Source organism: Streptomyces sp. NPDC005004 (assembly GCF_053600675.1).
In genome coordinates this window covers 34,557-59,658 of record NZ_JBSGAH010000012.1, presented here as the reverse complement: position 1 = coordinate 59,658, position 25,102 = coordinate 34,557, and the positions used below count along the sequence as shown (strand labels likewise).

Annotated in this window: 28 protein-coding genes; 3 read left to right on the top strand and 25 right to left on the bottom strand. The window is 70.2% G+C overall.

Features of this window, described 5'->3' with window-relative positions:
- Positions 1-20 precede the first annotated feature (20 nt).
- The 20 genes from ACWEEU_RS18820 to ACWEEU_RS18725 all read right to left on the bottom strand — a co-directional run bounded on the left by ACWEEU_RS18820 (position 21) and on the right by ACWEEU_RS18725 (position 15,300).
- Positions 21-1,100 carry a DUF317 domain-containing protein gene (locus ACWEEU_RS18820; RefSeq protein WP_451733673.1) on the bottom strand — a complete coding sequence of 360 codons (1,080 nt, stop codon included), beginning with the start codon at positions 1,098-1,100 and terminating at the stop codon, positions 21-23.
- A gap of 108 nt (positions 1,101-1,208) precedes the next feature.
- A complete protein-coding gene (locus tag ACWEEU_RS18815) occupies positions 1,209-1,394 on the bottom strand; it encodes a hypothetical protein (RefSeq protein ID WP_451733671.1) in 186 nt (61 codons plus the stop codon).
- A gap of 56 nt (positions 1,395-1,450) precedes the next feature.
- The gene (locus ACWEEU_RS18810; RefSeq protein WP_451733669.1) at positions 1,451-2,548 is read right to left on the bottom strand and encodes a DnaB-like helicase N-terminal domain-containing protein; all 1,098 of its coding nucleotides are present in this window, start codon (positions 2,546-2,548) and stop codon (positions 1,451-1,453) included.
- Positions 2,548-3,825, bottom strand: a complete 1,278-nt coding sequence (locus ACWEEU_RS18805; RefSeq protein WP_451733667.1) for a DNA cytosine methyltransferase — start codon at positions 3,823-3,825, stop codon at positions 2,548-2,550. Before ACWEEU_RS18805 ends, ACWEEU_RS18810 begins: the two co-directional genes overlap by 1 nt.
- On the bottom strand, positions 3,822-4,667 hold the full coding sequence (locus ACWEEU_RS18800) for a hypothetical protein (RefSeq protein ID WP_451733665.1): 846 nt from the start codon (positions 4,665-4,667) through the stop codon (positions 3,822-3,824). The genes ACWEEU_RS18805 and ACWEEU_RS18800 overlap by 4 nt, the downstream gene beginning before the upstream one ends.
- Positions 4,668-4,859: 192 nt before the next feature.
- A complete protein-coding gene (locus ACWEEU_RS18795) occupies positions 4,860-5,312 on the bottom strand; it encodes a hypothetical protein (protein WP_451733664.1) in 453 nt (150 codons plus the stop codon).
- 131 nt (positions 5,313-5,443) lie between these two features.
- Entirely contained in the window at positions 5,444-5,929 is a 486-nt protein-coding gene (locus ACWEEU_RS18790; protein ID WP_451733662.1) for an XF1762 family protein, read from the bottom strand.
- A complete protein-coding gene (locus ACWEEU_RS18785) occupies positions 5,926-7,650 on the bottom strand; it encodes a type IV secretory system conjugative DNA transfer family protein (RefSeq protein WP_451733660.1) in 1,725 nt (574 codons plus the stop codon). Before ACWEEU_RS18785 ends, ACWEEU_RS18790 begins: the two co-directional genes overlap by 4 nt.
- A gap of 93 nt (positions 7,651-7,743) precedes the next feature.
- Positions 7,744-8,526 (bottom strand): DUF317 domain-containing protein, encoded by a 783-nt coding sequence (locus ACWEEU_RS18780; protein WP_451733658.1) that lies wholly within the window; start codon positions 8,524-8,526, stop codon positions 7,744-7,746.
- A gap of 2 nt (positions 8,527-8,528) precedes the next feature.
- Positions 8,529-8,810, bottom strand: coding sequence for a hypothetical protein (locus tag ACWEEU_RS18775; RefSeq protein ID WP_451733656.1), 282 nt, complete (start codon positions 8,808-8,810; stop codon positions 8,529-8,531).
- A gap of 310 nt (positions 8,811-9,120) precedes the next feature.
- Positions 9,121-9,942, bottom strand: coding sequence for a DUF317 domain-containing protein (locus ACWEEU_RS18770; protein WP_451733654.1), 822 nt, complete (start codon positions 9,940-9,942; stop codon positions 9,121-9,123).
- Entirely contained in the window at positions 9,933-10,289 is a 357-nt protein-coding gene (locus ACWEEU_RS18765; protein WP_451733652.1) for a hypothetical protein, read from the bottom strand. Before ACWEEU_RS18765 ends, ACWEEU_RS18770 begins: the two co-directional genes overlap by 10 nt.
- 26 nt (positions 10,290-10,315) lie before the next feature.
- Positions 10,316-11,110 carry a DUF317 domain-containing protein gene (locus ACWEEU_RS18760; protein ID WP_451733650.1) on the bottom strand — a complete coding sequence of 265 codons (795 nt, stop codon included), beginning with the start codon at positions 11,108-11,110 and terminating at the stop codon, positions 10,316-10,318.
- Complete coding sequence (locus ACWEEU_RS18755) at positions 11,107-11,490, bottom strand: hypothetical protein (RefSeq protein ID WP_451733648.1); 384 nt, start codon at positions 11,488-11,490, stop codon at positions 11,107-11,109. Before ACWEEU_RS18755 ends, ACWEEU_RS18760 begins: the two co-directional genes overlap by 4 nt.
- Before the next feature lie 282 nt (positions 11,491-11,772).
- On the bottom strand, positions 11,773-12,174 hold the full coding sequence (locus tag ACWEEU_RS18750) for a hypothetical protein (protein WP_451733646.1): 402 nt from the start codon (positions 12,172-12,174) through the stop codon (positions 11,773-11,775).
- Between the two features lie 15 nt (positions 12,175-12,189).
- A complete protein-coding gene (locus ACWEEU_RS18745) occupies positions 12,190-12,846 on the bottom strand; it encodes a hypothetical protein (protein WP_451733644.1) in 657 nt (218 codons plus the stop codon).
- Entirely contained in the window at positions 12,843-13,598 is a 756-nt protein-coding gene (locus tag ACWEEU_RS18740) for a hypothetical protein (RefSeq protein ID WP_451733642.1), read from the bottom strand. Before ACWEEU_RS18740 ends, ACWEEU_RS18745 begins: the two co-directional genes overlap by 4 nt.
- A gap of 22 nt (positions 13,599-13,620) precedes the next feature.
- On the bottom strand, positions 13,621-14,316 hold the full coding sequence (locus tag ACWEEU_RS18735) for a hypothetical protein (RefSeq protein WP_451733640.1): 696 nt from the start codon (positions 14,314-14,316) through the stop codon (positions 13,621-13,623).
- A gap of 75 nt (positions 14,317-14,391) precedes the next feature.
- Complete coding sequence (locus tag ACWEEU_RS18730; protein WP_451733638.1) at positions 14,392-14,829, bottom strand: hypothetical protein; 438 nt, start codon at positions 14,827-14,829, stop codon at positions 14,392-14,394.
- Between the two features lie 186 nt (positions 14,830-15,015).
- A complete protein-coding gene (locus ACWEEU_RS18725) occupies positions 15,016-15,300 on the bottom strand; it encodes a hypothetical protein (RefSeq protein WP_451733636.1) in 285 nt (94 codons plus the stop codon).
- A gap of 299 nt (positions 15,301-15,599) precedes the next feature.
- Between ACWEEU_RS18725 and ACWEEU_RS18720 the strand changes: the two genes are divergently transcribed.
- Genes ACWEEU_RS18720 through ACWEEU_RS18710 form a run of 3 tightly spaced genes read left to right on the top strand, consistent with a single transcriptional unit; the run spans position 15,600 to position 19,577 of the window.
- Positions 15,600-16,706 carry a tyrosine-type recombinase/integrase gene (locus tag ACWEEU_RS18720; protein WP_451733634.1) on the top strand — a complete coding sequence of 369 codons (1,107 nt, stop codon included), beginning with the start codon at positions 15,600-15,602 and terminating at the stop codon, positions 16,704-16,706.
- 9 nt (positions 16,707-16,715) lie between these two features.
- On the top strand, positions 16,716-17,060 hold the full coding sequence (locus tag ACWEEU_RS18715; protein WP_451733632.1) for a helix-turn-helix domain-containing protein: 345 nt from the start codon (positions 16,716-16,718) through the stop codon (positions 17,058-17,060).
- Positions 17,061-17,069: 9 nt separating this feature from the next.
- On the top strand, positions 17,070-19,577 hold the full coding sequence (locus tag ACWEEU_RS18710) for a hypothetical protein (RefSeq protein ID WP_451733630.1): 2,508 nt from the start codon (positions 17,070-17,072) through the stop codon (positions 19,575-19,577).
- A 42-nt stretch (positions 19,578-19,619) separates the two neighbouring features.
- Here the strand turns inward: ACWEEU_RS18710 and ACWEEU_RS18705 are convergent, their stop codons facing one another.
- From ACWEEU_RS18705 to ACWEEU_RS18685, 5 genes are all read right to left on the bottom strand, one after another.
- On the bottom strand, positions 19,620-20,264 hold the full coding sequence (locus ACWEEU_RS18705; protein WP_451733887.1) for a LysE family translocator: 645 nt from the start codon (positions 20,262-20,264) through the stop codon (positions 19,620-19,622).
- A gap of 218 nt (positions 20,265-20,482) precedes the next feature.
- Positions 20,483-20,920 (bottom strand): N-acetyltransferase family protein, encoded by a 438-nt coding sequence (locus ACWEEU_RS18700; RefSeq protein ID WP_451733628.1) that lies wholly within the window; start codon positions 20,918-20,920, stop codon positions 20,483-20,485.
- A gap of 57 nt (positions 20,921-20,977) precedes the next feature.
- Positions 20,978-21,667, bottom strand: coding sequence for an HAD family hydrolase (locus ACWEEU_RS18695; RefSeq protein ID WP_451733626.1), 690 nt, complete (start codon positions 21,665-21,667; stop codon positions 20,978-20,980).
- 433 nt (positions 21,668-22,100) lie between these two features.
- Positions 22,101-23,900, bottom strand: coding sequence for a hypothetical protein (locus ACWEEU_RS18690; protein WP_451733624.1), 1,800 nt, complete (start codon positions 23,898-23,900; stop codon positions 22,101-22,103).
- Positions 23,897-25,039: an AAA family ATPase gene (locus ACWEEU_RS18685; protein ID WP_451733885.1), complete on the bottom strand. Its 1,143-nt coding sequence runs from the start codon at positions 25,037-25,039 to the stop codon at positions 23,897-23,899. Before ACWEEU_RS18685 ends, ACWEEU_RS18690 begins: the two co-directional genes overlap by 4 nt.
- Between the last annotated feature and the right edge of the window lie 63 nt (positions 25,040-25,102).

The window sequence follows — 25,102 nt, the reverse complement described above, 5'->3', positions numbered from 1 at the left end:
CCGTTGCCGCTCTCGGCGGATCAGCGGGCGCGGAGGCTGTGCGCCGGCGGGGGCGGCTCGGCAGCCAGGGGCGTGGGTGTCGTGGTGCTGCGGACGGTGGGCGCCCGCGGTGGGATGGGGATGCGCTGCCCGGTGCCGTGGGCGAGTTCTTCGGCGAGGTCGGTCAGGAGCGCGATGGGGGTTCTCGATGAGGCTTGGATGGCCCAGGTGGGCTGGCTGAGGTTGGGGCCGGCCCACAGCGTCCAGGTCGGCGTGGCGCCATCGGGATGTTGCGCGGCGACGGAGTCGAACTGGAGCCCTGCGCCGTGCGGGGTCTGCCAGTGCATCCACCGTCCGGCGGCGTTGTGCTGCCAGCCGGCTTCGGTGAGGGGGCGGGTGGCCTCGGCCACCGCCCTGCTGCTGTCGGCGTCTCCGACCGGGGTGTCCTCGGCTTTGCCTGAACCGAGCGCGGCAAGCAGGGCCTGGAGCACCGGGGCCGGGGTGGCTGTAGTCGCGGTGAGATGCCAGAGCCGGTCGGAGACGGGCGTCTCGTAGGCGGCCACGGTCCAGGCCGTTTCGCGGGGGTGGGCTTCATGGACCTGCTCGATGCGCAGGGTGTGGTCTTCGCGGAACACGTGGGTGTGGGCGTCGTCCCAGGTGCGCCACTTCTCCCAGTCGTTGTTCTCGGTCAGGAACGCTTCGAGGAGGGCGTCGCCGTCGCCGGGGTCGGCTGCGTAGGAGGGCACGGTCTGGGGGCCTTCGACGAGTTGTTCGGGTTCCGGTTCCGGAGCGGGTGCGCCGAGCGACGTGCGGGCCTGTTCGGTCTGTCGTTCGGTGTCGGTTGCGGGCGTCGGACCGGGGCGCGCACGGGGGCCGTGCTGGTACTGGAAGGCGCTGAGCGCCTGGGCGGCCGAGGGGTACTCGGTCTCGACTTGGCGCAGGTGATTCTCGCCGTGGAGATGGACGCTGGTGCCGGTGTCGAGGTAGGTGCCGACCGCGACCTTGGTCCAACCGTCGTCGGCGTGGGTATGGACGGCCAGACGGCCGTGACGGATGTCCTCGTAGATCTTGTTGGCCGCGTCGGAGACCTCTCGGATTTCCGTGCGGGTGCACCAAGACATGGGGTACGCCGGCCAGGTCCACTCTTCGTCGATCGCCTCGCGCAGTGCGGGCGTGACCTGCGTGACGATGCCCTCGCCGGTGAGGGCCTCGGCTGCCCGCTCGGCCCATTAGGGCTCCTCCCGGTCGATGCGGGCCATCACCAGGGTGCGGTCGTCGACGGGCTCAAAGCCGTGCGCGGTCAGCAGGGTGCGCGCCAGCGTGTGTTGGGAGCCGGTAACGGTGGCGGTCACAGCGCTGGTGTGGAGGGGGTGGGTATCGAAGCGGACGTGCGCGTCGAGAGGGGATGCGGACACGGTGGATCTCCTCTATCGGTTGGCGGGCCTTACGGTCTGGCCACCGTCGTGGGGTGTTATCGGGTGATGCGGGCGGTCTTCGCCGTCGGTGGACCTGCGCGGGCGCTCGACGTAGGTTGCGGTCGTGCGGGCGGGGGTGGTCCGGTGGCGTGCTGCCAGCGGACACGGACGGCACCGATGTCGGCGAGGGATCGGCGGGCACCGACGACGAGCTGGAACGGCGTGTTCGCCGGATCGTCGGCATACGCCGCGATGTGCTGTCCGGCGTTCGCGGCTGTGGCCAGGAGGGAACGCTGCAGGGCGCGTTCGGCCCAGTGCTCTACCGACCCGGCGGGTTCGGCCAGCAGGCGGAGCACGTGGCCCGGTTCGCTGCCGCTGTCCAGCAGACCGCGCTGCTGGGCTTCCCAGAGGACGGTCACCGGGTCGACGGGCTCCTGGCGGCGCGCGAGCGCGGTCAGGCACTGCCACAGTCCGGCGTGCAAGAGCTGGGTGAAGTCCTCGGGGAGCAGCCATCGGACGGAGTCGATGCCGGCGGGGCCTGCTGTGGCGGTCGCGAGCAGTAGCTGCTCCTCCTCCACCGCCTCGGCGTAGTCGGGAGCGAGGGTGGGCGGCGGGGCGGGGGTACGAGGAAGAACGCCGGCGCGCGGCGGGAAGCGTGCCCCGATGTCGTCCACGACCGCGGCCAGCACGCCCGCCTCGGCGAGGACCGCTTGGACCGGGTGTGGGAGGGAGGTGTCATGGACGGTCTGGACGAGGTGCTCGGCGGCGGCCCTGAGACGGCGGCGGGCGTGCTCGGCTTCGACCATGCGGGCGTAGGCCGGTGCGTGGCGGGGCCAGGGGCAGACCTGGATGAGGTGGTGCAGGTGGCCGGCGGTCAGTCCGCGCGCCTGCTCGCGGCCGGTGGCGAGCACTTGGTCGAGCCAGATGGTGTTCTTCGCATGCTCGGCCGGGTCGGGTGGGGGCAGCGTGCTGATCGCGGCGAAGAGGGCAGCGTGCTCGGCGGTGGAGAACGAGGCGGCGCCGATGCCGGTGATGTCGCTGAGGCGGTGCGGATCGAGGAGGAGGGCGCCGAGGAGGGCCTGTTCGACGTGGAACACCGGGTGTGGCGGCGGGATCTCGAGATCGTCCTGGTCGGGTTCGAAGCTGTGAAGCATTAGGCGGCGAGGGCGAAGCTGTCGGGGCTGAGGTGGACGCCGAGGTGGGGGGCGAGGAGGTGGGCTGCGAACAGCGGGGGGACCGCATTGCCGATCTGCGAGAACTGCTGGCCCTTGTTCCCCGCCCAGGGATAGTCGGCGGGGAACGTCTGCAGGACTCCCGCCTCGCGGGCGGTGATCCGGATCGGATCCGGCCGGGCCTGGTCCTCCACAGCCCCCGGCTGCGGGCCGACGGGTTCGGCGACCCAGGTGCACTCGTTGGCCCGGTGCCCGAAGAACAGCGTCCCCGCCGGCTCGCACAGTGACCGGATGGTGGCGTTGGTTTGGCTGTTGCTACGCAGGGACCACCGCCACGAACCGGCATGCCCCGTGAACGTAGGGGCGGGGCCGTCGGCGCGACTTGCGCCGCGCGTGCCATGACGGGCCGTCCAGCCCGCGCCTCGTGCGTGCGGTTCGAGGACCACGTGCGCGGCAGGGTGCTGGGGCAGCCAGTCGCCGCGGTCGCGGGCGTTAACAAGGGTCTGGCGAGAACCGGACGGGAACGGCTCAGGGCCGCCGCCAGGCCCGCCGCCCGCACAGACGGTGGGAACGGGGCGGAGGGTGGCACCCCATCCGAGAGCCTCGGCCATGCTGACCCAGCGGGTGCGGCCCGGACCGAACAGCGAGTCCGGCTCGGCGACTTTGGCGTGTGTCGGCGAAGGCGGCTGCGCCATACGGACCCGGGAGGCGAGCAGGATCGCCCGCCTCCGTGTCTGTGGCACCCCGTAGTCGGCCGCGTTGAGGATCCCCGTCCACACCGAGAATCCCCAGCTCCGGAGCACTGCGGCGTACTGCCGCCACAGAGGCAGGACATCGGGGACCTCCTCCATGGCGACCCACTCCGGCTCACCGACCTGGTGGAGGGCGTGGAGGTAGCGCATCGGTTCCGCCGCGAGCAGGGAGCGCTCGTCACGGCATGCACCGAGGAGGCGCTCGCGGGTGTCGCGGCCGACGGCGAGATCCTCGACCGCCGCGTGGACCAGCGGCTGGTCCACCAAGCCCAGGCGCTTGCCGGCCATGCTCCACGCCTGGCACGGCGGGGACGCGATCAGCCCCCGCGTGCGGCCGACGAAAGGCCCCACCGGATACCTGGCCACATCGGCCCGAATCGTCAATTGCCCCGCCGCGGCACGCGTCTTACAGGCCCACTCGTCCCATTCCAGACCGACGTCCCGCACGCCGAGAACACCCAGCGCACTGCTCCAGCCACCCGGCCCCGCGAAGAGGTCGAGAATCACGCGGCCAGCTCGAAGCCGTCCGGTGCCGGCGCGTCCGCATCGCCGCGGCACGCCCAGGGCGAGCAGCCGTCCATGACCCCGATCTCCAGCTCGTCGGCCTCGTTAGCGGCTCGCTCGGCGGCGGTGACGTGATCGATGGGGGCCTGGTCCAGCGGCACGCGGGAGCGGTGCAGGAATGCCTGCCCGAGCAGATGGTGACCGGCCGCGGTCGCGCGGGCGTTGCCCTGGCGGATCGCCGCGTCGAAGGAGACGACGTCCTCCCATTCCTCGGGGCTGTCTCGGATGTGCCGCCACTGCGCGTTGCCGTGGAAGGGGCAGCCGAGGCACGACGACTTCGGGGTGTCCGCGAGGCCAAGGGAGGTGAGGTACCGGACGCAGTCGGTGCGCGACCAGTTGAGGTCGATCAGGGGGTGGCGGTTGCGCATGTAGCGGACGCCGGAGTCCTTGGCGCGGTGGAACTCGTCGGTGGAGATGCCGACCCACTGCTCGACGAAGACGTCCTTGGGAATCCGCTGAGGGTAGGGGTAGCCGAGGAGATCCCGAATTTGTCGTTTAATCGGTTTGATCTTGTACTCCCCGGTGCACTGGCGCCGGGTCATTCCTGCCTTTCCATCCTGATTCAGGATGTAAAGGGGCATGGATGCAAAGCGATGGCTGGGGTCGAGAGCGTCGTCGCGGATGTTCCCGGCCGAGACGCGCAGGACTGGGATCCCGGCGGGGGCGGCGATCTCGCGCTCGATCCGGTCGAGATGGGCGTACACGGCGCGGGGCTCCCAGCCGGTGTCGGCGAAAACCGCGTAATCGACCTTGGGGAGCTCACCGTTGGCGGACAGGGCGAGCATGGCGGTGGACTGAACGCCCGCGCCGAGAGATATGGCGCGGAAGGCGGGAGTGCTGGAGATACGTGTTCCTAGGAGGGGATAGAGGGAGGCGGGGAAGGCGTCCGACGCACGCGGCCGTGCCTGGGAAGTGGAGCCCCGGACGGGTCCGGCGGGTACCTGGCCGAAGAGCCCGGGCCCAGACGGACGGCATGCTCAGCGGCGGCGTGGAGCCTGCGGTGAGGGACTCGTCGGCAGTGCGGTGGCGTGTCGTGCCTGCGGGCTGGGTGGCACGGGTGCCGAGGTCTGGCTGGCGAAGGCGGGGGCGACGAGCGTGAGGGTCTCGGCGATCTGCAGGGTCTGAGCGTGTGCGGCACGCAACTGTTCGGCGACGTCGTTGGGGAGCCGGTCCCACTGCGCCCGGTACTGGTAGCGCTGGATGATCTCTGCGGCGTTGCCCAGCTGGTCCGCGATCTGCCGCAGGACGGCGGTCTTCTGTCCGGGGGCGGTCGCGGTGTGGGTGGCCTGCAGGAGCGCGTCGAAGGCGGTGGGCAGCGGGGTGTCGTCTGGGGGGAGGCCGTAGAGGTGCGCGTGCAGTGCGTGGGCGAATGTCGTCACGGGGCCGCCGCGGGAGCGGTGGTGGTACTCGGCTGCTGCCTGTCGGCGCACGCCGAAGCTGATGGTGACGTCTCGGGGTGCGGCTCCGGGGCTTAGTTGGTCGGCCAGGGCTTGCGCCAGGTCGTGCGCTGTGGGGGAGGAGGAAGGCGTGGGGAGTCTCCGGGAGGGGCGGTCAACGGGTGCTATGGGGGCCTTCGTTGAGTGAGTGCGGTCATGGGGCTTGCCACAGTGCCGGGCGATCTGCACGGGCCCGTGCTCTGTTCGCGGCCGGGAGGGTGTGTGCCAGCCGGGCCGGGGCGGGCGCTGCGCGAGGACGCGCCATCCGGCCCCCGCAGTGAAGCTCCGCTCTCGCCCGCCTGGGTGTAGGTGATCAGGCATCGGTATCCGAGTGCCTTGGCCGCTCTCCAGGCGGCGCCGTACAGCAACGAGTTGGCGTTGGGCGTGCCGTCGCTGGCGGTACGGGTGACTTCGAGGGTCGTGCCGTCGTCCAGGTGCCGGGCGACGGGGCGGCCGACCACGGCCACGGCGCGCAGGACGCCGGCCTCGTCCGCGGCACCGACCGAGAAGATCTGCCCGACGGGCGGCGGATGGTGGCGGTGCCAGAGGCGGACGAACTCCTTGGCGTCGCGGGAGCGCACGGGCACCAGGTGCAGGCGGGACTCGCTCATGCGGCCGGTCCGAAGTCGGCCTGCGTGGGCTCGTGTTTCGCGACGGCGCGGGCGGTGATCGCCTTCGATGCCCGGTCGGATGCTGCGGCCAGTTCCGCTGCGCCGGGCTCCAGGTACCACGGGCGGAGGTTCAACATCGCGGCGCGCAGACCGGTGGCGAAGAGCAGCGCGGTGCCCTTGGGCAGGGCACGGATCGCGTCGGCGGGCAGGATCCGCTCCTGTCGCATGCTGATTGAGGTCGACGTGCCGGACTCCGACTGGGAGGTGGAGGTGGTCTCGACGTCGTGGTCGCCGATCAGCCGGGAGAGCTTGTCGGCGAAGTCGGGGTCGTCGATACCGGAGCCGATGACCTTGATGGTGGAGGCGGACCACATGGCGTCCATGCCGGCGTCGCCCCACACTTTCTGGCCCTGGCGGTAGGACTGCAGGATGGTGATCGGGATGATGCCGCGCGATCCCAAGTGCGAGTACAGGTCGGGGAGATCGCTGATTTTGCAGACGTTGGCGGCCTCGTCGAGGATCGCGAGCATCGGAGGGTCGAGTCGTCCGCCGGCGCGTTCGGCCTGGGCGGTCGCGGCTCGCATCACCGAGTCCGCGCACGCCGCGATCAGCGCCGATGCTCCGCCGCCGCCGTCCTTCGACAGCAGGAACAGCGTGTCGGTGGACGTCACGAAGTCGGCCGGCTTGAACTCGCGCACGCCCTTCTGCGGGGTGACCCAGGCGGCGATCTCGCTGTTCAGCAGCGCGGCAGCGTACTGGCGGGCCGTCTCGTAGATGCCGTCGCGTGTCTCGGGCGGTCCCTCGACCGTGCCCTTGAGCTGGGCGGCGACCGCGGTGAAGCGGTGGTCGCGGAGGATGTCCAGCGGGGTGCGGTCGGCGGGGAAGGCCAGCCACTGCATGACGTCGGTGATCGGCCGCTCGTCGAGCGCGGCGGCGAGGAACAGCTGGCTCAGGATGTTACTGCCGGCCTTGGACCAGAAGTCGCCCTGCTGGCTCGCGTCCACCGACGCGGCGAGGAAGTGCCCGGCCAACCTGCCCGCACCGTCCAGGGTTTTCGCGGAGGAGAGTGGGTCCCACCACATGTCGCGTGCGGCATGTGCGATCTGCTGCGGGTCCATCGCCCACACCTGACCGACGCGGGACCGGGCGTCGTACGTCGCGGTGAAGGCGTCACCGGCGGCCTTGTTCGACGTCAGGAGGACCGGCCCGGGTGCGGCGAGGATCGAAGGGATCGCGAGGGAGGTGGTCTTGCCCGAGCGGGGGGCCATGATGGCGACGGCCACGTCCTCGTAGCCCATGCGCACCTCGTGCTTGGTGCCCTGCAGGTCGCCGAGCAGGATGCCGGTGTCGCTGGCCTCGATGTGCTTGACGTCCTTCAGGCTCGGGCGCAGGGAGCGGGCCTTGACGGTGATGGCCTTGGCCATCAGCGGCTCGATGTCGGCGGCCTTGGCCATGCTCGTGATCTTCTTCCGGCCGCCGCCGCGACTCTTGTGCCGGGCCCATGCGATGCCGGCCGCCACCCCGAGGATCAGGAGCAGGAGGGCGGGCACGATGCGGGCGCCGATCAGCAGGGACGTTTCCCCCGCGGCGGGCCAGACCTGCGCAGGGTGGAGCAGCGCGGCGGCCGGCTGGTACGGCGCCCAGTCGCCTCGGGTGAGGTAGGCGGTGATGTTGCCGGACAGCCAGGCGAGGTGGGCGAGGGGGACGACGATCGCGAGCATGCCGAGCAGGAGGCGAAGGACGAGGTCGTACCCGTCGGTAGAACTGTTGGATGAGGAGGGAGACAGAGGGGTGCTTCCGGAGCGGGGACAGGGTTAGCGGCTGCGGGGGTCCCGGGCCGCTGGCCGCGGCCGGGGGATTGGGCCTGCTGGTGAGCTGCGGCGGCGGGCAGCGAGAGACTGGACGCGATCTTCGAGCGCAGCGGCGACCAGGCTGGTGCGGACGTCGATGGATCGCCGGGTCACGACGCGTTCGGCGCGGGCGGGGACACCGCGCCGACTGCTGGGGCGCCAGAGGGGCTTCGGATCGGCGAGTGCCCCGGTGAACGCGGCGACGAGATGCGGCGGCGTGTGCTCGTCGAAGCGGGCCTGCCAGATCGGCCGCCGGTCCGGGTCGAGCGTGGCCTCAACGGACCAGGCGCCTGGGCTTTCCGCGCTGCCGAGCCGCTGGACGTAGGCGGTGCCGTGCGGTGACACCAGGCCCTCACCTCCGATGGTGGGAGGCGACCACGCGAACTGCCGGAGTGTCTCGTACGGATCGCACGATGCGGCCGGGTTCGCCGTGGGGGCGGTGAGGGTGTCGGTGACGGCGGCGATGAGTTCGACCGGAGTGTGGGCGCCGAAGCTGGCGTACCAGGCCGACCGGTCCGGCTCCGCGGCATGGCTCAACGTCCACCACTGACCGTCGGGAGCGGGCTCCAGACGCAGGAGGGCCTTCTGGTCGGGGCTGGAAAGCAGGACCCGCGGCAGCAACGGGTCGTCGCCGTGGCTCCAGCCGCTGGCGCGGTGAAGGGGCACGGTGACCCAGGCCGGGTCACCGCCGCCGGCCAGGTGCCGCGGCGCGATGAAGTCGACCTCGACGGTCTCGGGAAACCCCATGCTCACTTCCGCAGCGCGTTACGCCGGTCGTTCGCCGAGGCGCGTGCCGGTGCGGGCGCCAGGGGCGAGGGGGCCGCACGAGCGGCGGCGTTGATCTCGCGGAGCGTCTTGCCGTGGGTGGCCCAGTCGTCGAGGTAGCTCCAGCATTCGGCGTGATGCTCCGCGAGGGCGTCGTCGAATTCCGGCGTGCCGGGCAAGGCGGTGGTGGGGAGGGCGTCCCGGGCCAGCAGCCACTGCTCGTGCAGTTCGTCGAGCCGGTCGAGGGCGGCCTTCAGGACACCCAACTGGTAGACCCAGCGGCCCTGGACGGTCCTTTCGGGCAGGTGGGTGAGCTGAGTTTCTGCCGTGGTCAGCAGATGGCGGGCGCCGTAGCGCAGCGGCTCGAACGCTGTGAGGGTGTCGGCGTCGCGCCGGCTGGCGCGCAGCCCGTAGGTGTGATCGTCGTAGGGCCAGCCGTCCAGGCCGGTGTGCTCGTCGGAGTAGGCGTCCCAGGCGTCGAGGATCTCCTTGCTGTCGCTCAGGTAGCGGTCGAGGTAGCGCAGAAAATCACGGTGTGCGCGGTGATCGGTGGAGATGAGGAAAGGGTCCTGTCGGTCAGCGGCGAGCGGCCGGCTGGGAGGAGCTGGGCTTCGCCGGGATCGTCATGGGCTCCGCCTGCTGCCGACAGACGGAGCGTGCGTGCGCGCGGAGAGACGAGAGGCGGTCGGTGTGGGCGTCCACCACCTGCTGCGGGCGCAGGGAGCTGGGCTTCTGCGCGGCACTGTGATGGCCGGTGCGTTCGTACATGCCCCGCTGGAGCGGGCCACGGTCGACCAGCGCGGTGAGGAAGGAGCCGACCAAGGCGGCGGGCACGTGTTCGTTGAAATAGGCGTGCCAGATACGCGGGCCTGGGAACGGACCGTGGCCGCGCTCGCGGGTCTCGATGTGCCAGGACGGTCGGTCGTGAAATTCGTTGAGCCTGCGCAGTTCGACGTGGCACAGGGCGTCCGGTGAGCGCGCGGCGCTCTCCGACTCGCGATGCCAGCCTGCCGAGATCACTGCCTGCCATGGGTCCGGCTGCTCCGGCGGCGTAACAACGAGGGCGTCCGTGAGGGCGGCGAGGACCTCGGCGGGGACGAGTTCACCGAACTCGGCGTACCAGCTCGGGGCGGTGTCGGTGGACGCGGACACCAGCCGCCACCACGCGGCTGCGGCGCCCCGCGGGTCGAACTGCATCTGGTGCCGGCCGTCGGGGCTGCGCAGGTCGACTTCGGCGCTCAAGGGGTCGGAGACGAGGTTCCATCCGGCGGCGGCCAGGCCGTGGGTGACATGGCGGATATCGCCCGGGCCTGCGAGGTGGCGGGGGCTGGTATCGAACGGGATCTGGCTGGTGTGCTTGTCGGTGAACGCGGCGAGCTGCCGTTTGTTCACCGGCACCCGTTGTCCACCTGCTCCTTCACCGCGCCGTTGCCGTACAGGTTGCGCAGTCCGTCCAGCACGTAGTGCAGGGCGTGCTGGTCGGCCTGCTCCCATGCGGCGACGCGCAGTTCGGTGATGAGCCGGTTGCCGGCGTCGGTGCGCGGGGCATCCGGGTGGTCCTGGAGAGCGCGGGCGAGGGCACGCAAGGTGTCGGCGAGCTGGATGGGCAGGCCCGTGTACTCGTCGAGGAGTGGTTCGACGAGGGCGAGGGCCTCCACGGGGTCGGGGCTCTCGCGCAGGTAGTTGGTGAGGTCTGCCAGGGTCTCGGTTGCGGTGCGGATCGTGTCGGGGGTGAGGGCGGGCATCGGGCTCCTTGGGACGGGGCGGGTGGTCAGCGGCGGGTTTTGGCGGCGCTGGCGGCAGTACGGAGCCGGGCGCTGGTGCGCGGTCGGGCGCTGTTGCGGGCCCAGGTGGCGGCGCGGGCGGCCGTGATCCGGGCCTGCTGCCAGGCACTGAGCTGGGAGGGTGTGACGGAGACCGACCAGGTGCGGACCTCGGCGCTCAGCGGGACATGTCCGCGCGGGCGCATCACGGGATCGGGGCTGGCCAACGCGGCCGAGAAGGCTTGCACCAGGTGCATCGGGGTGGTGGGTGTGAAGGTGGCGGTCCAGGCGGTGCCGCGGCTGTCCTTCGCTCCGCTCCACCATCGTGCCGAACCGTCGGGGCTCTGGCGGTACTGCATCCAGGCGGTGCCATCCGGGCTGGCTGCGGTGTAGTGCTCGCCCTCGACCCGTGCGTGCCAGCGCTGCTCCTCCAGAGGCGCCCAGACGTTGGGCGCGTGCGCGGAGCGGGGGAGGGTGAGAGCATCGGTCAGCCCGGCGACGATCTCCACGGGCGTTTCGCGTCCGAGATGCGCCGACCACGAGTTGTTCAAGCCGTCGGCGGCGCCGTTGATGGCCCATCCGCCAGGCCGGCCGTGGGGGTCGTAGGCGATGCGGACGGTGCGGTCTGGGCTCTCCATGGCCAGGGGACCGCCCTTCTTGGAGCGGTCTCGCCAGCCTGAGGCGCGCAGGAACTCGCCGACGTGCCGGACGTCGCCGCCGCCGGCCAGGGCCCGGGGATGGACGAGGTAGTGCTGCTCGGCCGGCTCGCCTGGCCCCCAGACGTGCCACTGCTTCTTCTTCACCGACGTCGCCGGACGACGAGCGGCACGGGTGTGGGCGGCGTTGCTGCGATGGTGGTGGGCTGGGTGCTGATACGGCGCAGGGTTTCCTGGTGTTCGTCCAGGTCGAAGACCATGTCGTCGAGCATGTTCGCGGCGCGGCCCAGCGCGAGCCACACCTCCGCCGGCAGCTCGCCGCGTTCGGCCTGGTCCTTGGCGAACCGGCTGCCGGTGATCATGAGATGGGTGATGCCGCCGAAGACGCCGTTGTCCGCGTCCAGCACACGGGCGATGACCTGTGTGGCCTGGGACGGGGGGAGTTGGGAGAGCCGGTCGGCGAGTCGGCTGAGCTGGCGGGTGATCTCGTCGGCCAACTTCAGCGGGTCAGGTGAGGGATGGGACATGCTCCTCCGGATCGAGAGGACTTCTCAGGCGGGTGGTGGCCGGCGGGCTGTGCTGGGGCGGTTCTTGCTTCCGAGCGGATCCCCGGCGGCGGCGAGGCGCGGTCGGGGACGGTGAGGATGCAGGCGCGCAGGTAGCGACGGAACAAGGCAGTGACGAGGCGGGGCTTGAGCCGCTGGCTGATCGGTGGTGGCGTGCGGGGTGCTACGGGTTTCTCCGGTGGATTGAGCGGTGCGCGGGGCGGGCGGCCCCAGCCGGGTACCGGGGCCGCCCGAAAGGGAGCCTTACGGAGTGCGCCGTGGTACGGGACGCGAGGACGCGGCCGGTACCGGGTGCTTCGCGGCGGCCCGGGACGTGCTGGCGGGCACCTCCCGTATGGCCTGCCGGTAGGCGGCTTCGTCAAAGACCGCGGGGGCGCAGTTGACGTCGTACCCGGCCAGGAGGAGGGCGGGGACGGCGCGCGTCGCCAGGCGCTTCTGCTCCTCGGCACCGAAGTGTTCGGGCACGGTGTGCCAGATGTACAACGGGGTGCCGCGGGGGTACTCGTGGCGTTCCAGACCGAGCTGTTCCAGCAGCCTGTGCAACTCGGCCGAGGCGCCGGTGGGGGTGTCGGCGTGGATGGTGGTGGTCAGGGCTTTGACGTAGATCTCGACGTCAGTGCCGTATTCATCGGCCAGGTTGGCCATGGTTCTTCTTCCGGTTCAGCGGCTGCGGGGCACCTTGGCGGCCGGGGGCTGGGCGGGGCCCGGGGGCGTCGCTGCGTTGATGGCCGGTCCGGGAGCGCGTGCTGCGTGGTTGCGGGCACGAAGAATGTGACGCGCGGCGTCGGACAGCGATCGGGTGGTGTCGCCGAGCCGTGTGACGGGCTCGGATGCCGCCCAGGGTTCGGTGCCCTGGACGCTGCTTGCGGCGCCCCAGGCCCGGACGACCACTTCCCTGGTGAGGGGCAGCAAGCCGTTGACCGGGGCGGCGATCTCGGTGAGGACCTCGGCCACCTCGCTGCCGGTCTCGGCGGCCGAGGCCCGCTCGGCGAGCCGGGCGAGGTAGCGCACGGCCGTGTCGCGTTCTCCGTCCGGTGCGGTCAGCGCGTTCAGGGCGGGATCGAGGTGGACGCTGAATCCTGCGGCGAGCAGGGCGTGCGAGGCGGCAGTGGCCTTCAGACGCTGCTGCTCGGCGGGGAGGCCGTGTGGCAGTCGGTGATAGTCCCCGCGGGGGCCGGCCCAGGAGAGGAATCCGCCGGTGCGCTGGAGGATGTCCGCCGCCTTCTCGGTTCCGCCGATGGCGACGACGAGTTCGGTGCGGGGGTCCTTGGTGATGGTGACGTACTCCAGCACCCAGAAGTCGGGCTCGGGTGTCATCGCGTCTTGGCGGCCGGCGCACGGGTGGTGGCCGGAGCGGCGGGCACGGTCGCTGGGGTGGACGTGGGCGCTGTGCGTGAGGCGGAGTGCTGGAGCGCGGTGACGATGCCGAGCGTGTCGAGCTGCGGGCCGATCTGGCGCAGGGTCTGGGCCTGCGCTCGGGTGTCTTCGCCGCTGAGGCGGTAGATGCCGCTGTGAGGGTCCTGGAGGAAGCCGTGTGCCTCAAGGACGGCGCCGGCGGTGTCGCCGACGGACGCGGCGGCGACGCTGCCGTCCTGCTGCCAGGTCAGCACGACCCGGTCCGGCTGGGACGGCTGGATGCTGTCCAGGGCGTTGTTCCGGGCTCGGGCGAGCGCGATGTCGTACCGGGGAAGCAGGTCTCCGGCGACCTGCTCGGCACTCAGGAACGGGTCATCGGTCAGCGCGACGCCGTTGGGCTCGGCCACGGAGCGGTATGCCTCGTCGGGCAGTGCGCGGGGGGCGACGGCGGCGAGGAGGAATCCGTCGCGTACGTCATGCCGGTCCAGGACGACGAGCTGGGCGCCGTCCGGGCGGCTCAGGACGGATGCCCGGCGCAGCGGGTGCTCGGCGAGGGACTCAGCGACCAGGTCCAGGTCCCAGATGCGGTCGGCCAGGTCGGCGAGGTCGTCCTTGGCTTCCGGAGGGAGATGGGAGCTGGTCCAGGTGTTGGGGAGTTCGCCGGCGAGGACGTCGGCGAACGAGGCGAGACGGTCAGAGGTGTGATCGTGCAAAAGGGTCCTTGAGCGAGATGGATCAGCGGCGCGGTCCGGCGGCCACCAGCGACGGCGGGACCGGAAGCGTGCGCGGAGGGGGCGGGCAGGCGCACACGGCGGAACGTTCGCGTTCCGAGGCGGGGACCTCTTCGGTGCAGACGCTGCGGCCGGGGTGCGGGGCGTGCCGGTCAGCGAGCTGGTTGCGGGTGTGGACGAGGTCGCTGTGCAGGACGCGGAGGTGCTCGTCGGCGAGGTAGCGCAGCCGCCGGGCGGTGTACGGATCGGCCGCGTCACCGAGTTCCTCGTGGAAGTCGGCGATCGCTGTGAGGACGTCGCCCAGGGCGGTCAGGACGCCGTCGTGGCTAGCAGTCAGCTCGGTGAGGACGTCGGCTACCTCCTCCGTCGTGGTGGCCTCGCGGATCCGTTCGCCGAGATGGGCGACCGAAGAACCCAGCGTGGGGTAACTGGCCGGCAGGGAGTCGGTGTCGAAGTCCTCGTCGCAGTCGACGTGGTACCCGGCGGAGCGAAGCCGCGCGACGGCGTCGGTGGCCAGCTTCTGTTCCTTTTCATCGCTCAGGCCGGTGGGTGCGCGGTGGTAGGTCTCGTGGACGCGAACGACGGAAACAAATCCCGCGCGCTGCAGGACGCTGTGTGCCTCGGGATCCCCACCGCGGGCGAGAACCTCGTCGGAGTGCGGATCGCGACGGATGGCCAGGAAGCGGTCGGCCAGGGGCAAAGAGACGTGTCTCCTACGGTGATCGGCGGGCAGTGTGTCGGGTGTGCGTGCGGGATCACGACGCGGTGTCCACCGTCACCGTGCTGCTCCACGGTCGGCGACGTGGACGATCTGGCCGAGGTCGGTCGTGGTGTACCAGCCGCAGTCGATCAGGTCCTCGCGGGCGGCGAACGCAGGGAGGACGGACCTCTCCATGGCGCGCAAGTAGATAAGGCAGTCGGGGCAGGCGGTGCCGAGATGGATCAGGTAGCGGGGGTGCGCGGTGACGAAGGTCTGCTGGCCGCCGGTCGGGTTCCGCAGGCGCCAGCCGTCCTCGTCCGTCGGCGTGTGCCGGGACGGCGTCACGACGCTCATCGACTCGCCCCAGAGTTCACCGGCCACCACACCCTTCAGGACGATCACTTGGTCGCCGGCCTTGAAGTGCTGGTGGGTGATGTCGCGACCGGGCGTGAGCCGGTCTGGGCTGGGGGCGAGCCGGGGAGGGTGAGGCAGGCGCTGGGAGCGGTGGAGCAACGAAGGTCCTTCCACGGGGCGGCGGGAGGATCAATGGTCCGTGTGATTACCGGTTTGGCTAACCGGCGAGCGTCACGTACGTTCCTGGCGCAGCCGCTGGTCCGAAAGGTTCGACCGGACGGGCTTTGGTCCGGAAGCGACGACATCGGTCGGGCCTGGTGACGGTCCGGAGCGTCTGGCCAGTGATCAGCGGAAGGGGTTTTCCGTCCCACGGTCCTTCTCCCCCGCAGCCTCAAGGAGTTCGACCAGGTCGGCCCCTTCGGCGTCGCGCTGGTCGATCCACCATCCGGCTCGTGTGACTGCACGCGCCTTCTCTTCCAGGACCGTCCAATCCGTCTCGTCCCAGGTGCCCTCCAGGACGAGCGCGGTGTGCGCGGCGGTCACCAGCTGGTGTCGGGATCGCTCTCCCCAGTCCAGGGCCTTCTCCGGTCCCTCCAGCGGCGGCATGTCGAACTTCTCCGTCCATGCCACGGCGGCCTGCTGTTCTTCGGCCCGCTTGGCGGCGAGCCAGCGGGCGAAGCCTGCCCGCCGGTCGGCGGGCCTGTCGGACAGGTCTCGGACGACCTCGTGGCCGCAGGTGTGCTGGATGGTCCACTGCTTAGGGAACCGCGGGGAATTGCGTTAGATGCGTGATCCGGAGTTGGTTGAGCTGGTGTTCTGCGGCTTCATGCCGAGTACCTCTCTCTGAAGTTGAGGCCAGTGGCCTGGGGTATTGCGCGGGTGAGTGCATCTGATGCATGATTCGCGCGGCCAATGGAGGGGGCGGAGGGATGCCCAGAGCGGGACTGCAGGACGCTTCAGCGCAGCTCGTGCTGCTCCAGGGCGTGTCTCTGCTGCATCCCGAGGACGCGGTCTTCGAGGCGATGCTTGAGGGCTGGGGCCGACAGCAGCGCGGCGGGCGCAGGCTGCAGTCGGAGACGATCAACGACCGGCAGAGCATGGTGCGGCGCTTCGCCGAATACACCAACGCCTATCCGTGGCAGTGGTCGGCTTCCGACCTCGACGAGTGGATGACGTACCTGATCGCCGAGTTGAAGCGAGCGGAGTCGACGATCCGCGGGTACCAGGGTGCAATCCGGATGTTCTGCGACTACGTCACGTCGCCGCACTACCAGTGGCCCGCCGAGTGCGAGACCCGCTTCGGGATTCACCCCGTGCAGATCTGCCACGAGTGGAACACCGTCGCGCACCTGGCCGACTATGAGGGCGGCGCCCGGCGGCGGCCGATGACGCGGGAGGAGATTCAAATTTTCCTCGATCACGCGGACGCTCAGGTCGACCGAGCGATCCGGCTGGGGCGCAAGGGAGCGCTTGCGGCCTACCGGGACGCCACAGTGTTCAAGTTGATGTACGGCTGGGGCACGCGCTGCACCGAGACGTCCCGGTTGGACGTCACCGACTTCTACCGCAACCCGAAAGCTCCGGAGCTGGGCAACTTCGGTTCGCTGCACGTGCGTTACGGCAAGCGGACCAAGGGGTCGCCGCCGCGTCGACGTACGACGCTCAGCGTGATGCCCTGGGCGGTGGAGGCGGTCGAGGACTACGTGATCAACGCCCGGCCCCGCTACGCGATGGCACTCGAGAAGTCGGCGCTGTGGCTGACCGAACGAGGCGGGCGCCTCAAGGCCCGCGAGATCGAGGACCGGTTCGCGACCTACCGCGACGCGCTGGGCTTGGACAAGGCACTGGTCCCGCACTGCCTTCGACACAGCCACGTGACCCACCAGATCGAGGACGGCGCAGACCCCGTTTTCGTCCAGCGGCAGGTCGGCCACCGCTACGCCTCCACGACCGCCCTCTACACCGGAGTGAGCGGGGACTTCATGAACACGATGATGCGCAAGGTCTTGGACCAGGCCCTGCAAGGCGGGCAGTAGGGAGACGATGTGACGCAGAAACTGGACTACCGCTGGCATCTGCGGGAGGTGATGGCCACCCGCGGCATGTTCTCCACCACCGACCTGCGCCCCCTGCTGGCCGAACGCGGCATCGACCTCTCGCCCAGTCAGACCTACCGCCTGGTGGTGGAACGGCCCGAGCGGCTGAGCCTGAAGACTTTGATGGCCCTGCTCGACATCCTGGGCTGCAGCATGGACGAGCTCATCGAGCCCATCGCGGCGGCCGGCTCCCAGAGCCGTCACAGCGCCGCGGCCGGCGGCGGACCGGCGCCCGGGAAGGACGCCGGGCTCGGCGACTTGCGGCCCAAGCGGGCCCGGATCGTGCCCGAGTAGGCGCCGCTCGTGCCCGACAGTGAGCTGCCGCGCTTCGCTACGGAGCCCGAGGTCCTGATCAGCGAGATCGTCCGATCGGTCGACCCTGCATGCGTGCGGATCGATGTCGCCGCCGTGCTCCGGGTGGTCTTCCGCCAGCGGCCCCAGCTGCGGACGCTCGCCAAGGCTGTTCAGGCCCGACCGGACCTGCTGACGTCCGGTCGCCCCGAGGGGCCACGCGCGATTGAACGACTCGTCCGGGCGCTACGCGAGGCTGGTGCCGAACAGCTGGTACTGCCCCGCTGCGGCGACTGCGGGCGACAGCGACCGCTGACCGGCCTGGCCGACGGCGCACGTATCTGTGGTGCGTGCAGCAACCGCCGCATCGCGCGAGCCAACCCTTGCGTGATCTGCGGGAGTACCACCTTCGTTGGGCGCGACCGCGCCGGGCGGCCCCGCTGCCGCGCCCATCCGCCCTGGGGTGACACAGACCCGGCCGAGGAACTGGCCAAGCTGATCGCCGCCAGCCTCTTCAGTGTCTCGCTTGCGACCGCGCAGCAGGCTATTCGCTCGGTTGAACCCACTCGACCCGGCCAGCTCCGACTGCTGTGGGCGCTCGAAGAAGCTCCCGGCCTGCTGACCGGACGCGGCGCGGAGGGGCCACCCAAGATCTCCGTCCTGGCCAAGGCGCTGATCGATCACGGCGCCCGCGGCGTGATCGTTCCCTCGTGCCCGTTCTGCCAGCGTTCCACAGACCTCAAACAGCGTCGTGACGGCCTGCGCTGCTGCACGCCGTGCCGACGCGACACCAAGACCGCGACGTGCGCAATCTGCCGACGCGTGCGACCGATCGGCGGCCGAAGGTTCGACGGCCAGCCCATGTGCGGCACCTGCCGCCAGCACGACCCCTTCAACCACAGGCCGTGCAGCGTCTGCGGCGAGATGCGCCTCAGGAAGTCACGCACCGACGACGGCGGAGTCTGCACCACCTGCCGAAAGATCCCCACCGCGGTCTGCGCGACCTGCGGAGCACGCAGACCCTGCCACTTCGCCGCCACCGACCCCAAGTGCTTGCCCTGCAGCGCCAAGGAACGCAAGGAAGCCATCTGCGCTGGCTGTGGCAAGCATCGGCGCGTCAACAACCGCACCGCCACCGGCGACCCGCTGTGCGGAAACTGCGGCAACAAGCCCAAGCCGTGCGCCGCCTGCGGCGGGATCTTCCGCACCAGCGGCCGGACCCCCGAGGGCGAGCCCCTGTGCCAGACCTGCTGGGCCAAGCATCCCGCCGCCCACCGTCCCTGTACCCAGTGCGGGTCCATCGAACGGCTATACCGGCACGGATGGTGCGCCGCCTGCGCACGCGCCGCTGACCTACGAGCACTACTCAGCCAACCGGGTGGCCTCCTACGCCCGGAGCTGGAGCCGGTCTTCCAGGCGCTTCTGAAGCCGCCGCCCCGCACCGTGTTGCGCTGGATCCACAAAGTTCCCGCCCGCCGGGCCGCCCTCCAGGCCCTCGCGATGGAGCACGGGCCGATCACCCACGAAATCCTCGACCGCTTCGCTGCCGCGCCCACCGTAGAATACCTGCGGGCCGCTCTGGTCGCCGCGGGAGCCCTGCCCGCTCGTGACGAGCAACTGGCCCGTCTGGAACGTTGGTTGGCGAAGACCACCGGTCGTGTCTCGTCCGCCGAGGAGCGCAGGATCCTGCGTAACTACACGAATTGGCAGCCCCTACGTAGGCTCCGCAGCCTGCCCGCCGGACAGTTGGTCACCCACGGTCGGGCCGAGGCCGTCCGGGTCGAGATCCGTAACGTGGCCCGCCTACTGGAATGGCTCCACGACGGCGGCACCACCCTGGCCGCCTGCACCCAGGACCAGGTGGACGTCTGGCTCAGCGAGGGTCCCACCACCCGTGCCACGGTCCGCGGATTCCTGCTCTGGACCAGCAAACGCGGTCACAGCCGGCCACTGACCGCGCCGGTCATCAGTAACTACTTCGCCGCGCGCATCATCAGCAAGGACCAACGCTGGGCACTGGTCCACCTCCTCGTCCACGATGAACAACTCCAAGTTGGCGACCGGGCCGCCGGTCTGCTCCTGTTGCTGTTCGCCCAACCCGTGGGCCGTATCAGCCGTCTCACCACCGAACACATCGTCGACCGTGGCGACACGCTCGCTCTGAAGCTCGGGCGCGTCCCGGTCGAGATTCCAGAGCCCCTGGACGCACTGATCCGCCAACTCGTCGAGCAGCGGGACGGTCGCGCGGCCACTGTCCCGATCGAGAAACCCAAGTGGCTGTTCCACAGCATCTACCCCGGACAACCGATCGACCCGCACACTCTCGGTCGGCGCCTGAAGGCGATCGGCGTCCCGCCACAACTCGCGCGTCACGCATCGCTGATGGACATCGCCTCGGAGCTGCCCGCCTTCGTGATCAGCCGACTGCTCGGGTTCCACCAGTCCACTGGAGACAACTGGACCCGTGAGAGCCAGGGCTTCGCCGCCGACTACGCCGCAGAAGTCAGTCGCCGCTTGTAGGATCTCGCGCTCGGCTTCATACGGCGACTGTGTGAACGGAGGTCAAGCCCGCGCGCGGGCGGGTACCTCCCGGGCGAGGGCGATCGCGACGGCACCGAGAAGGCTCCCAGTGGTCCAGCGTTGCCACTTGGCCCATGCCGGACGGCTCTTGAGCAGACTGGCGATTGATCCAGCAGCGAGCACGATCAGCGCGTTCACGGTGAGACCTAGCGCGATCTGCACAGCGCCGAGAGTGAACCCCTGGGCCGTGGTGTGACCGCGTGCGGGATCGATGAACTGCGGGATGAGCGCGAGGTACAGGATGGCGACCTTCGGGTTGAGCAGGTTGGTGATCAGCCCCATCCGCAGCAGCCTCCAGTGCGAGTCGCGCTGGAGACTGCGTGGCTCGAACAACCCGCGGCCTCCCTGCCTGAGTGTCTGCCAGGCCAGGAATGCGAGGTAGGCCGCGCCGGCGGCTTTGAAACCGATGTACAGCCACGGGACGGCAACGAAGACCACTGCCAACCCCACGTTGGCCAAAGTCATGTAAACGAGGAAGCCCGCCGCAGTCCCGACCAGCGAGACAAGCCCAGCCGTGCGGCCCTGGCTGACGCTCCGAGACACCAGGTACACCATATTCGGGCCCGGCGTCAGCGCCATCCCTAGTTCGACCAGGGCCATTCCGCCAGCTGCCGCCGATGAGATCATCACACACGTCACCATGTCAGATGCGACGTAACAGGCGTCACCCGGCACCCGGTCGGCGCTTCTGCGATGGCATCAGGACTCCCTGCCCTCGAGTCGGCATCAACAACCCTCGTGCTGCACCGGAGGCTCTGGCTTCACGCACCCACCCGCTCGAGATCAGCCAACCAGGCACTCCGTTCGACCAGAACCGCCCTCGTGATCCACAGAGATTCGGCTTCTCATGCCAGCGGGTAGTCGTAGCGCAGGAAGCCCTTGAAGCTCGCCACCTTGTCGTACAGTGCGCGGGCAACGGTGTTGGTCTCCTGAGTGGTCCAGTACAGGCGTGAAGCCCCACGCTCCCGCGACACATCGGCCACGTTCTCGATCAGCATCCGCGCCACACCCCGGCCGCGCGCCTCCTCGGCGACGAAGAGGTCCTGGAGATAGCAGCTGTCTTCCATCCAGAACGTCGGGTGGAACAGATAGTGCGCGATGCCGACCAGCTTCCCGTTCGACCAGGCGCCGACACCGTAGAAACCCGTACCGCGCTGCAGCCGCAGCCAAGTCTCCTCGTACCCCTCGTCCGCCACTGCGGTTTGGTAGAACGCCTTGTAACCGCGCGCCAGAACTTCCCAGGCCACACGATCCTCTTCGTGCAACGAACCAATGTCGATCACGGTTGCCCCTCCTCAAATGCCAGCCGTCAGTTGATCCGGTGATCCGCCGGGCGCTGACTACAAGTCGGCCTGGTCGGCCATGTCGTTGCCCATCGGGGCGACGTCGGCGCCCATGTGTTTTGAAGGCACCAGCAGGTTGAGCACGTCGTACGGACGTGCTGCGACCGGGTGGACACCGACCCGGAATCCGGCGCGTGCGCCCCACCTGGCGTGCACGCCCAGCGATCCCGCGGCGTTGGCACAGCCGAGGTCTACTTCGGCATCGCCCACATATGCTGTTTCCTCGGCCGGTACTCCGAGCTGCCGCTGAGCCAGCAGCAGTCCGTCCGGGGCCGGCTTGGGCCGCTCGACGTCGTCGCCTGCGACGACCACGTCAAATCGCGCGTCGATGCCGGTGGCAGCGAGCATGCTCAGAGCCACTCGCCGCGTGGCCGCCGTGAATACGCCAAGCCGCTGGCCTGCATCGGCGAGTTCGTCGAGGAGGGCCGGTATGCCAGGGAAAGGCCTCAGCTCGGCAATGGCCGGATCCAGGTGTGCGTGGAAGCACTCGACTTCGGTGGAGCCGCATGCGCGGCCGAGGAAGTGTGCCAGCACCAGTTCTGTGTGGCCGACATGCCAGCCGGCGACCACCTCGTCCGGCGAGACCGGCGGGCCGCCGAGCGACCGAATCGCGTCGGCGTAGGCCCGGGACACCGTGGGGACGCTGTCCAGAAGCGTCCCATCCATGTCGAAGACAACTGCACGCATGGCTCACGATCCTGACCTCCACGCCCCGTTCGACGCCAGGGCCACTTCCCCAACACTGGCCACATTTGCTCGGCGCTGTATCGCGGCAGGCGGCATGCCGGACTCAAATAGAGTGCCCAGGGTCCAACGCAACATCGCGCAACCTTCGCTGCGATGGGTCATCCGCGCCACAGTCACCTGACTCCCTTTTCCTCACGTTCTGATAGCCGGGTGCACCAACAACCCCCGGTGAACTCCGTTTGATGGGAGTTGCGTTCGAGGTCGGGCTGCTGGTCTGGGGCTTCAAATCGAGTTGCTTTCGTTGGCGGTTGGTGTGGTGGCCTGCGTCGTTGCTGCGGGGGGTCATGCGGCAGATGCACGAGTCATGCGGCGGACGGAGGTGCCTGGAGCGCTTGGCGGTGGTCTCGGTGACGCTGCCGCCTTCTGCGTCGTCTCAGCGTGTCCTGCGGATGGCGTCTGTGGCCGCCTTAGCGATGGCGGCGGGAGCGCTGGAGGGCTGGGGCAGGTGCAGCAAGGTGGTCCCCGGCAAGTGCAGGGACTTGGCGGTAAGGGTGAGCTGGAGTACGGCGCAGCCGGCGCTCGTGAGCTGCTTGACGCGGGTGACGGCTTGAGCGGTCTCGTCGCTGCCGTAGTGGGCGTCGGTGACGATCACGAGGAGGCGGCCGGCGCCGGGGCGGCTGAGTTCGAGGCCGTGGTCGAGTGCATCGATGGCGTCGCCGAGGTTGTGGTGGCCGCCGTTGGCAGCGAACGTCGTCACGCGCTCTGGTGCTCGATGGGTGGGTCGGGTCAATGCGGTCAGGTGCCTGTCATAGGCGATGGTGGCGGTAAGGGAGTCGGGGTCGGTCAGGGCTGCTGCGCGTGCCACGATCCAAGCAGCGGACGCGACGGGCGCGCAGGCGGCACGCATGGAGCCCGAGACGTCGACGGCGATACCCACACGCAGCGGTGGGGTGGGGGAGTTCCGGCGGCGGGTGTGGGTGAACGGCTCCGCGGTAGGGACCGACCCGGCCGCCCGCTGAGCGTCGCGGGCGAGGGCCGCGCGCATGTTGAGGCGCCCGGGCGGGGTGGGGCTGGTGGTCCGTTCCTCGGTCCGCTCGCGGTAGGCGGCGGCACGCAGGGCGCGGCTCAGGCGCGCGGCGGCACTCTGCTCGGCGGCGGTGGGCCTGCGAGTGCCGGTGACCGGGTTGCCGTAGGGCGCCGGTGTGCCGTCAGGGGCGACGGTAGTGCCACGGGCGTTGAAGACGCTCTTGGCGGTGGCGGCGGCCTTGCGTCGCTGGCCGGCCCGCTCGGCGCGGTCCTGAGCCTGCGCCTTGGACCGCGCGGCCGTGGCGTCGGCCGCTGCGGCCTGTGCCGCGAGGTCGGCGGCGTCAGTGGCGGCCGTGCTGTCCATGACGACCCCCACGGCGCCGGACAGCAGATCGACGAGGTTGTCCGGCACAGGCAGAGCGGGGGCCGCGGCGCCCAGAGCGTCGCACCATTCTTGAGCGTGCGCGAGCATGGTCGTGGCGTCGTGGTCGGCGCACTGGTGGGCTGCGGTCCAGATGCGGGTGAGCGTGGCCAGCAAGGGCGCGCCCAGCACCTTTTCGCACAGATCGGCGACGGCCAGGGTCTCGCCGGCGTCCAGGATGCCGACGTCACGGCGGCCGAGGATCAAGGCCGCCACGGCGGCGGCCTGCTCGATGCCCTGGAGGGTGGGGTGGGCGATGTCGGGCATGACCAGGGTTCGGGCACTGGTGCGCAGGTACGTGCGGTCCGTGGGCCGCGTGAGCAGGTGTGCGCCTTCGACGCGGCTCTCCTCCAGCAGGAGCGCGGCCTCGACGACACGGGGGTCCGCTCCGGCAGGCGCCGTCCAGAGAGAGTGGGCCGCGTGCGCGGCCTCGTGGACGAACACTCCCCAGGCGGCGGGATACCGGTCCTCGTCGCCCACGATCCGCGGATGGATCTCGTGGGGCTGGAAGGGGGCGAACAAGCGGGCGTCGAACTCGACCTCGCCCAGAGTGGGGAAGAACGCGGCTGGCGCGCCGCTGCGCGTGCCGGGGCGGCAGGTGACGAGGAGGTCCTGGCGGCCAGAGAGGTCGACCAGCCGGTCGCCGAGTTCGGCTCCCACGCGCAGCCACGCGGCCGGGGAGGAACGGGGTTGCGCGGGCGGGGCGCCGTCGTCGTCCCAGCGCGCGAGGTCGGCGTCGTCGTCCGGCGCGGTGGCGGGGGACTGGACGTGGTGGTGGGCGCTCATCGCGAGCGACCCCGGTGCGCGGAGACGGCGCTGCCCGCAGGCTGCCGGACGGCCGAGGCGGAGAGCTGCTTGCCGAGGGTGAGGGGAGCGACCTCCTTGACGCCGACAGCCTTGATAACGGCGGCAGCGACGGCGTCGCGATCCTCCACCGGAGCGATGCCGACCAGGTTCGCGAGTGCGGCCTTGGCGCCGAGGACGGCCTCGGTCTTCTGGTAGCTGAGCAGTTCCCGCAGTTGGGGGGCCCAGCCCAGCTCGCCGAGTTCAACCTGGTGGGCGAGGTGTCGGGCGACCCGGACCACCCGGGCATCGATCCTCAAGGCCAGGGCGAGGTCATAGTCCGTGCCGATCTGGATCTGCACGCTGAACCGGGACGACAGCGCCTCCGTCAACACCGCCCCGTGGACGCCGGGATTGTGGCCCGCCACCACGTAGAAACCCGGCTCGGCCTTGATGGTCTCGCCCTTGTGGGCCTTGACCTGGATCTGCCTGCGCCCGTCCATCGCGGGATACAGCGCCGCCAGGACCTTAGGTGAGATCAAGGTGGCATCGTCGATCAGCAGGGCGCGGCCCTCGGTCATCGCCGTGACCAGCGGACCGTACTGGAAGACGTAGGCTCCCGCGTCGTCCTGAGTGTACTCGCCGATCAAGTCGCCGACCGTGGTGTCGCCGTCACCGGCGACGGTGAGCAGGTCCGGGAACGCCGCCTCGACCAGACTCGTCTTGCCGGTGCCCGGAGGGCCGTAGAGCAGCACCGGCACGTCGGCGTCGCGCAGGCGATTCAGCGCCTCGACGTCGGGTAGATCGGCCAGCTCCCGGGGGTGGTAGAGCTGGCCCCCCGCGCGGCGGATCGGGCCGGTCTTCTTCGGCATGGTTGCGGCGGGAATGGTCGTGCGGGCCGTCGGCGCCTGGGCGCGGGGAGCGTGGGTGCCCGGTGGGCTGATCACAGCGGTCTGCGCGGCTGCGGCGGTCTTCGCGTTCGCGCGGAACTCCGGTTGTCCGGTTCCGCCTTGGTCGGCTTCGCCGCGTCGCACCAGGGTGAGGGCGGCGTTGCGGACGGCGCCGTGGGAGTGGCCCAGCTGCCGGGCCATGTCCCCGATGGTGAGCGCGTCCGCCGGCCGGTCGGCCAGCAGTCGAGCCACCTTGGCCCGCAGTTCGCCGCCCTTGGTACGCGCTGGACTGGTAGGCGGTCCGGCTGTGGTCAA

Excerpts from the sequence above, each read along its gene's own strand:
- ACWEEU_RS18820 (WP_451733673.1), bottom strand. The coding sequence starts at position 1,100 with ATGTCTTGGTGCACCCGCACGGAAATCCGAGAGGTCTCCGACGCGGCC.
- ACWEEU_RS18810 (WP_451733669.1), bottom strand. The coding sequence starts at position 2,548 with ATGCTTCACAGCTTCGAACCCGACCAGGACGATCTCGAGATCCCGCCG.
- ACWEEU_RS18800 (WP_451733665.1), bottom strand. The coding sequence starts at position 4,667 with ATGCTCGCCCTGTCCGCCAACGGTGAGCTCCCCAAGGTCGATTACGCG.
- ACWEEU_RS18790 (WP_451733662.1), bottom strand. The coding sequence starts at position 5,929 with ATGAGCGAGTCCCGCCTGCACCTGGTGCCCGTGCGCTCCCGCGACGCC.
- ACWEEU_RS18785 (WP_451733660.1), bottom strand. The coding sequence starts at position 7,650 with ATGCTCGCGATCGTCGTCCCCCTCGCCCACCTCGCCTGGCTGTCCGGC.
- ACWEEU_RS18780 (WP_451733658.1), bottom strand. The coding sequence starts at position 8,526 with ATGGGGTTTCCCGAGACCGTCGAGGTCGACTTCATCGCGCCGCGGCAC.
- ACWEEU_RS18765 (WP_451733652.1), bottom strand. The coding sequence starts at position 10,289 with ATGCCCGCCCTCACCCCCGACACGATCCGCACCGCAACCGAGACCCTG.
- ACWEEU_RS18755 (WP_451733648.1), bottom strand. The coding sequence starts at position 11,490 with ATGTCCCATCCCTCACCTGACCCGCTGAAGTTGGCCGACGAGATCACC.
- ACWEEU_RS18750 (WP_451733646.1), bottom strand. The coding sequence starts at position 12,174 with ATGGCCAACCTGGCCGATGAATACGGCACTGACGTCGAGATCTACGTC.
- ACWEEU_RS18745 (WP_451733644.1), bottom strand. The coding sequence starts at position 12,846 with ATGACACCCGAGCCCGACTTCTGGGTGCTGGAGTACGTCACCATCACC.
- ACWEEU_RS18720 (WP_451733634.1), top strand. The coding sequence starts at position 15,600 with ATGCCCAGAGCGGGACTGCAGGACGCTTCAGCGCAGCTCGTGCTGCTC.
- ACWEEU_RS18705 (WP_451733887.1), bottom strand. The coding sequence starts at position 20,264 with ATGATCTCATCGGCGGCAGCTGGCGGAATGGCCCTGGTCGAACTAGGG.
- ACWEEU_RS18695 (WP_451733626.1), bottom strand. The coding sequence starts at position 21,667 with ATGCGTGCAGTTGTCTTCGACATGGATGGGACGCTTCTGGACAGCGTC.
- ACWEEU_RS18690 (WP_451733624.1), bottom strand. The coding sequence starts at position 23,900 with ATGAGCGCCCACCACCACGTCCAGTCCCCCGCCACCGCGCCGGACGAC.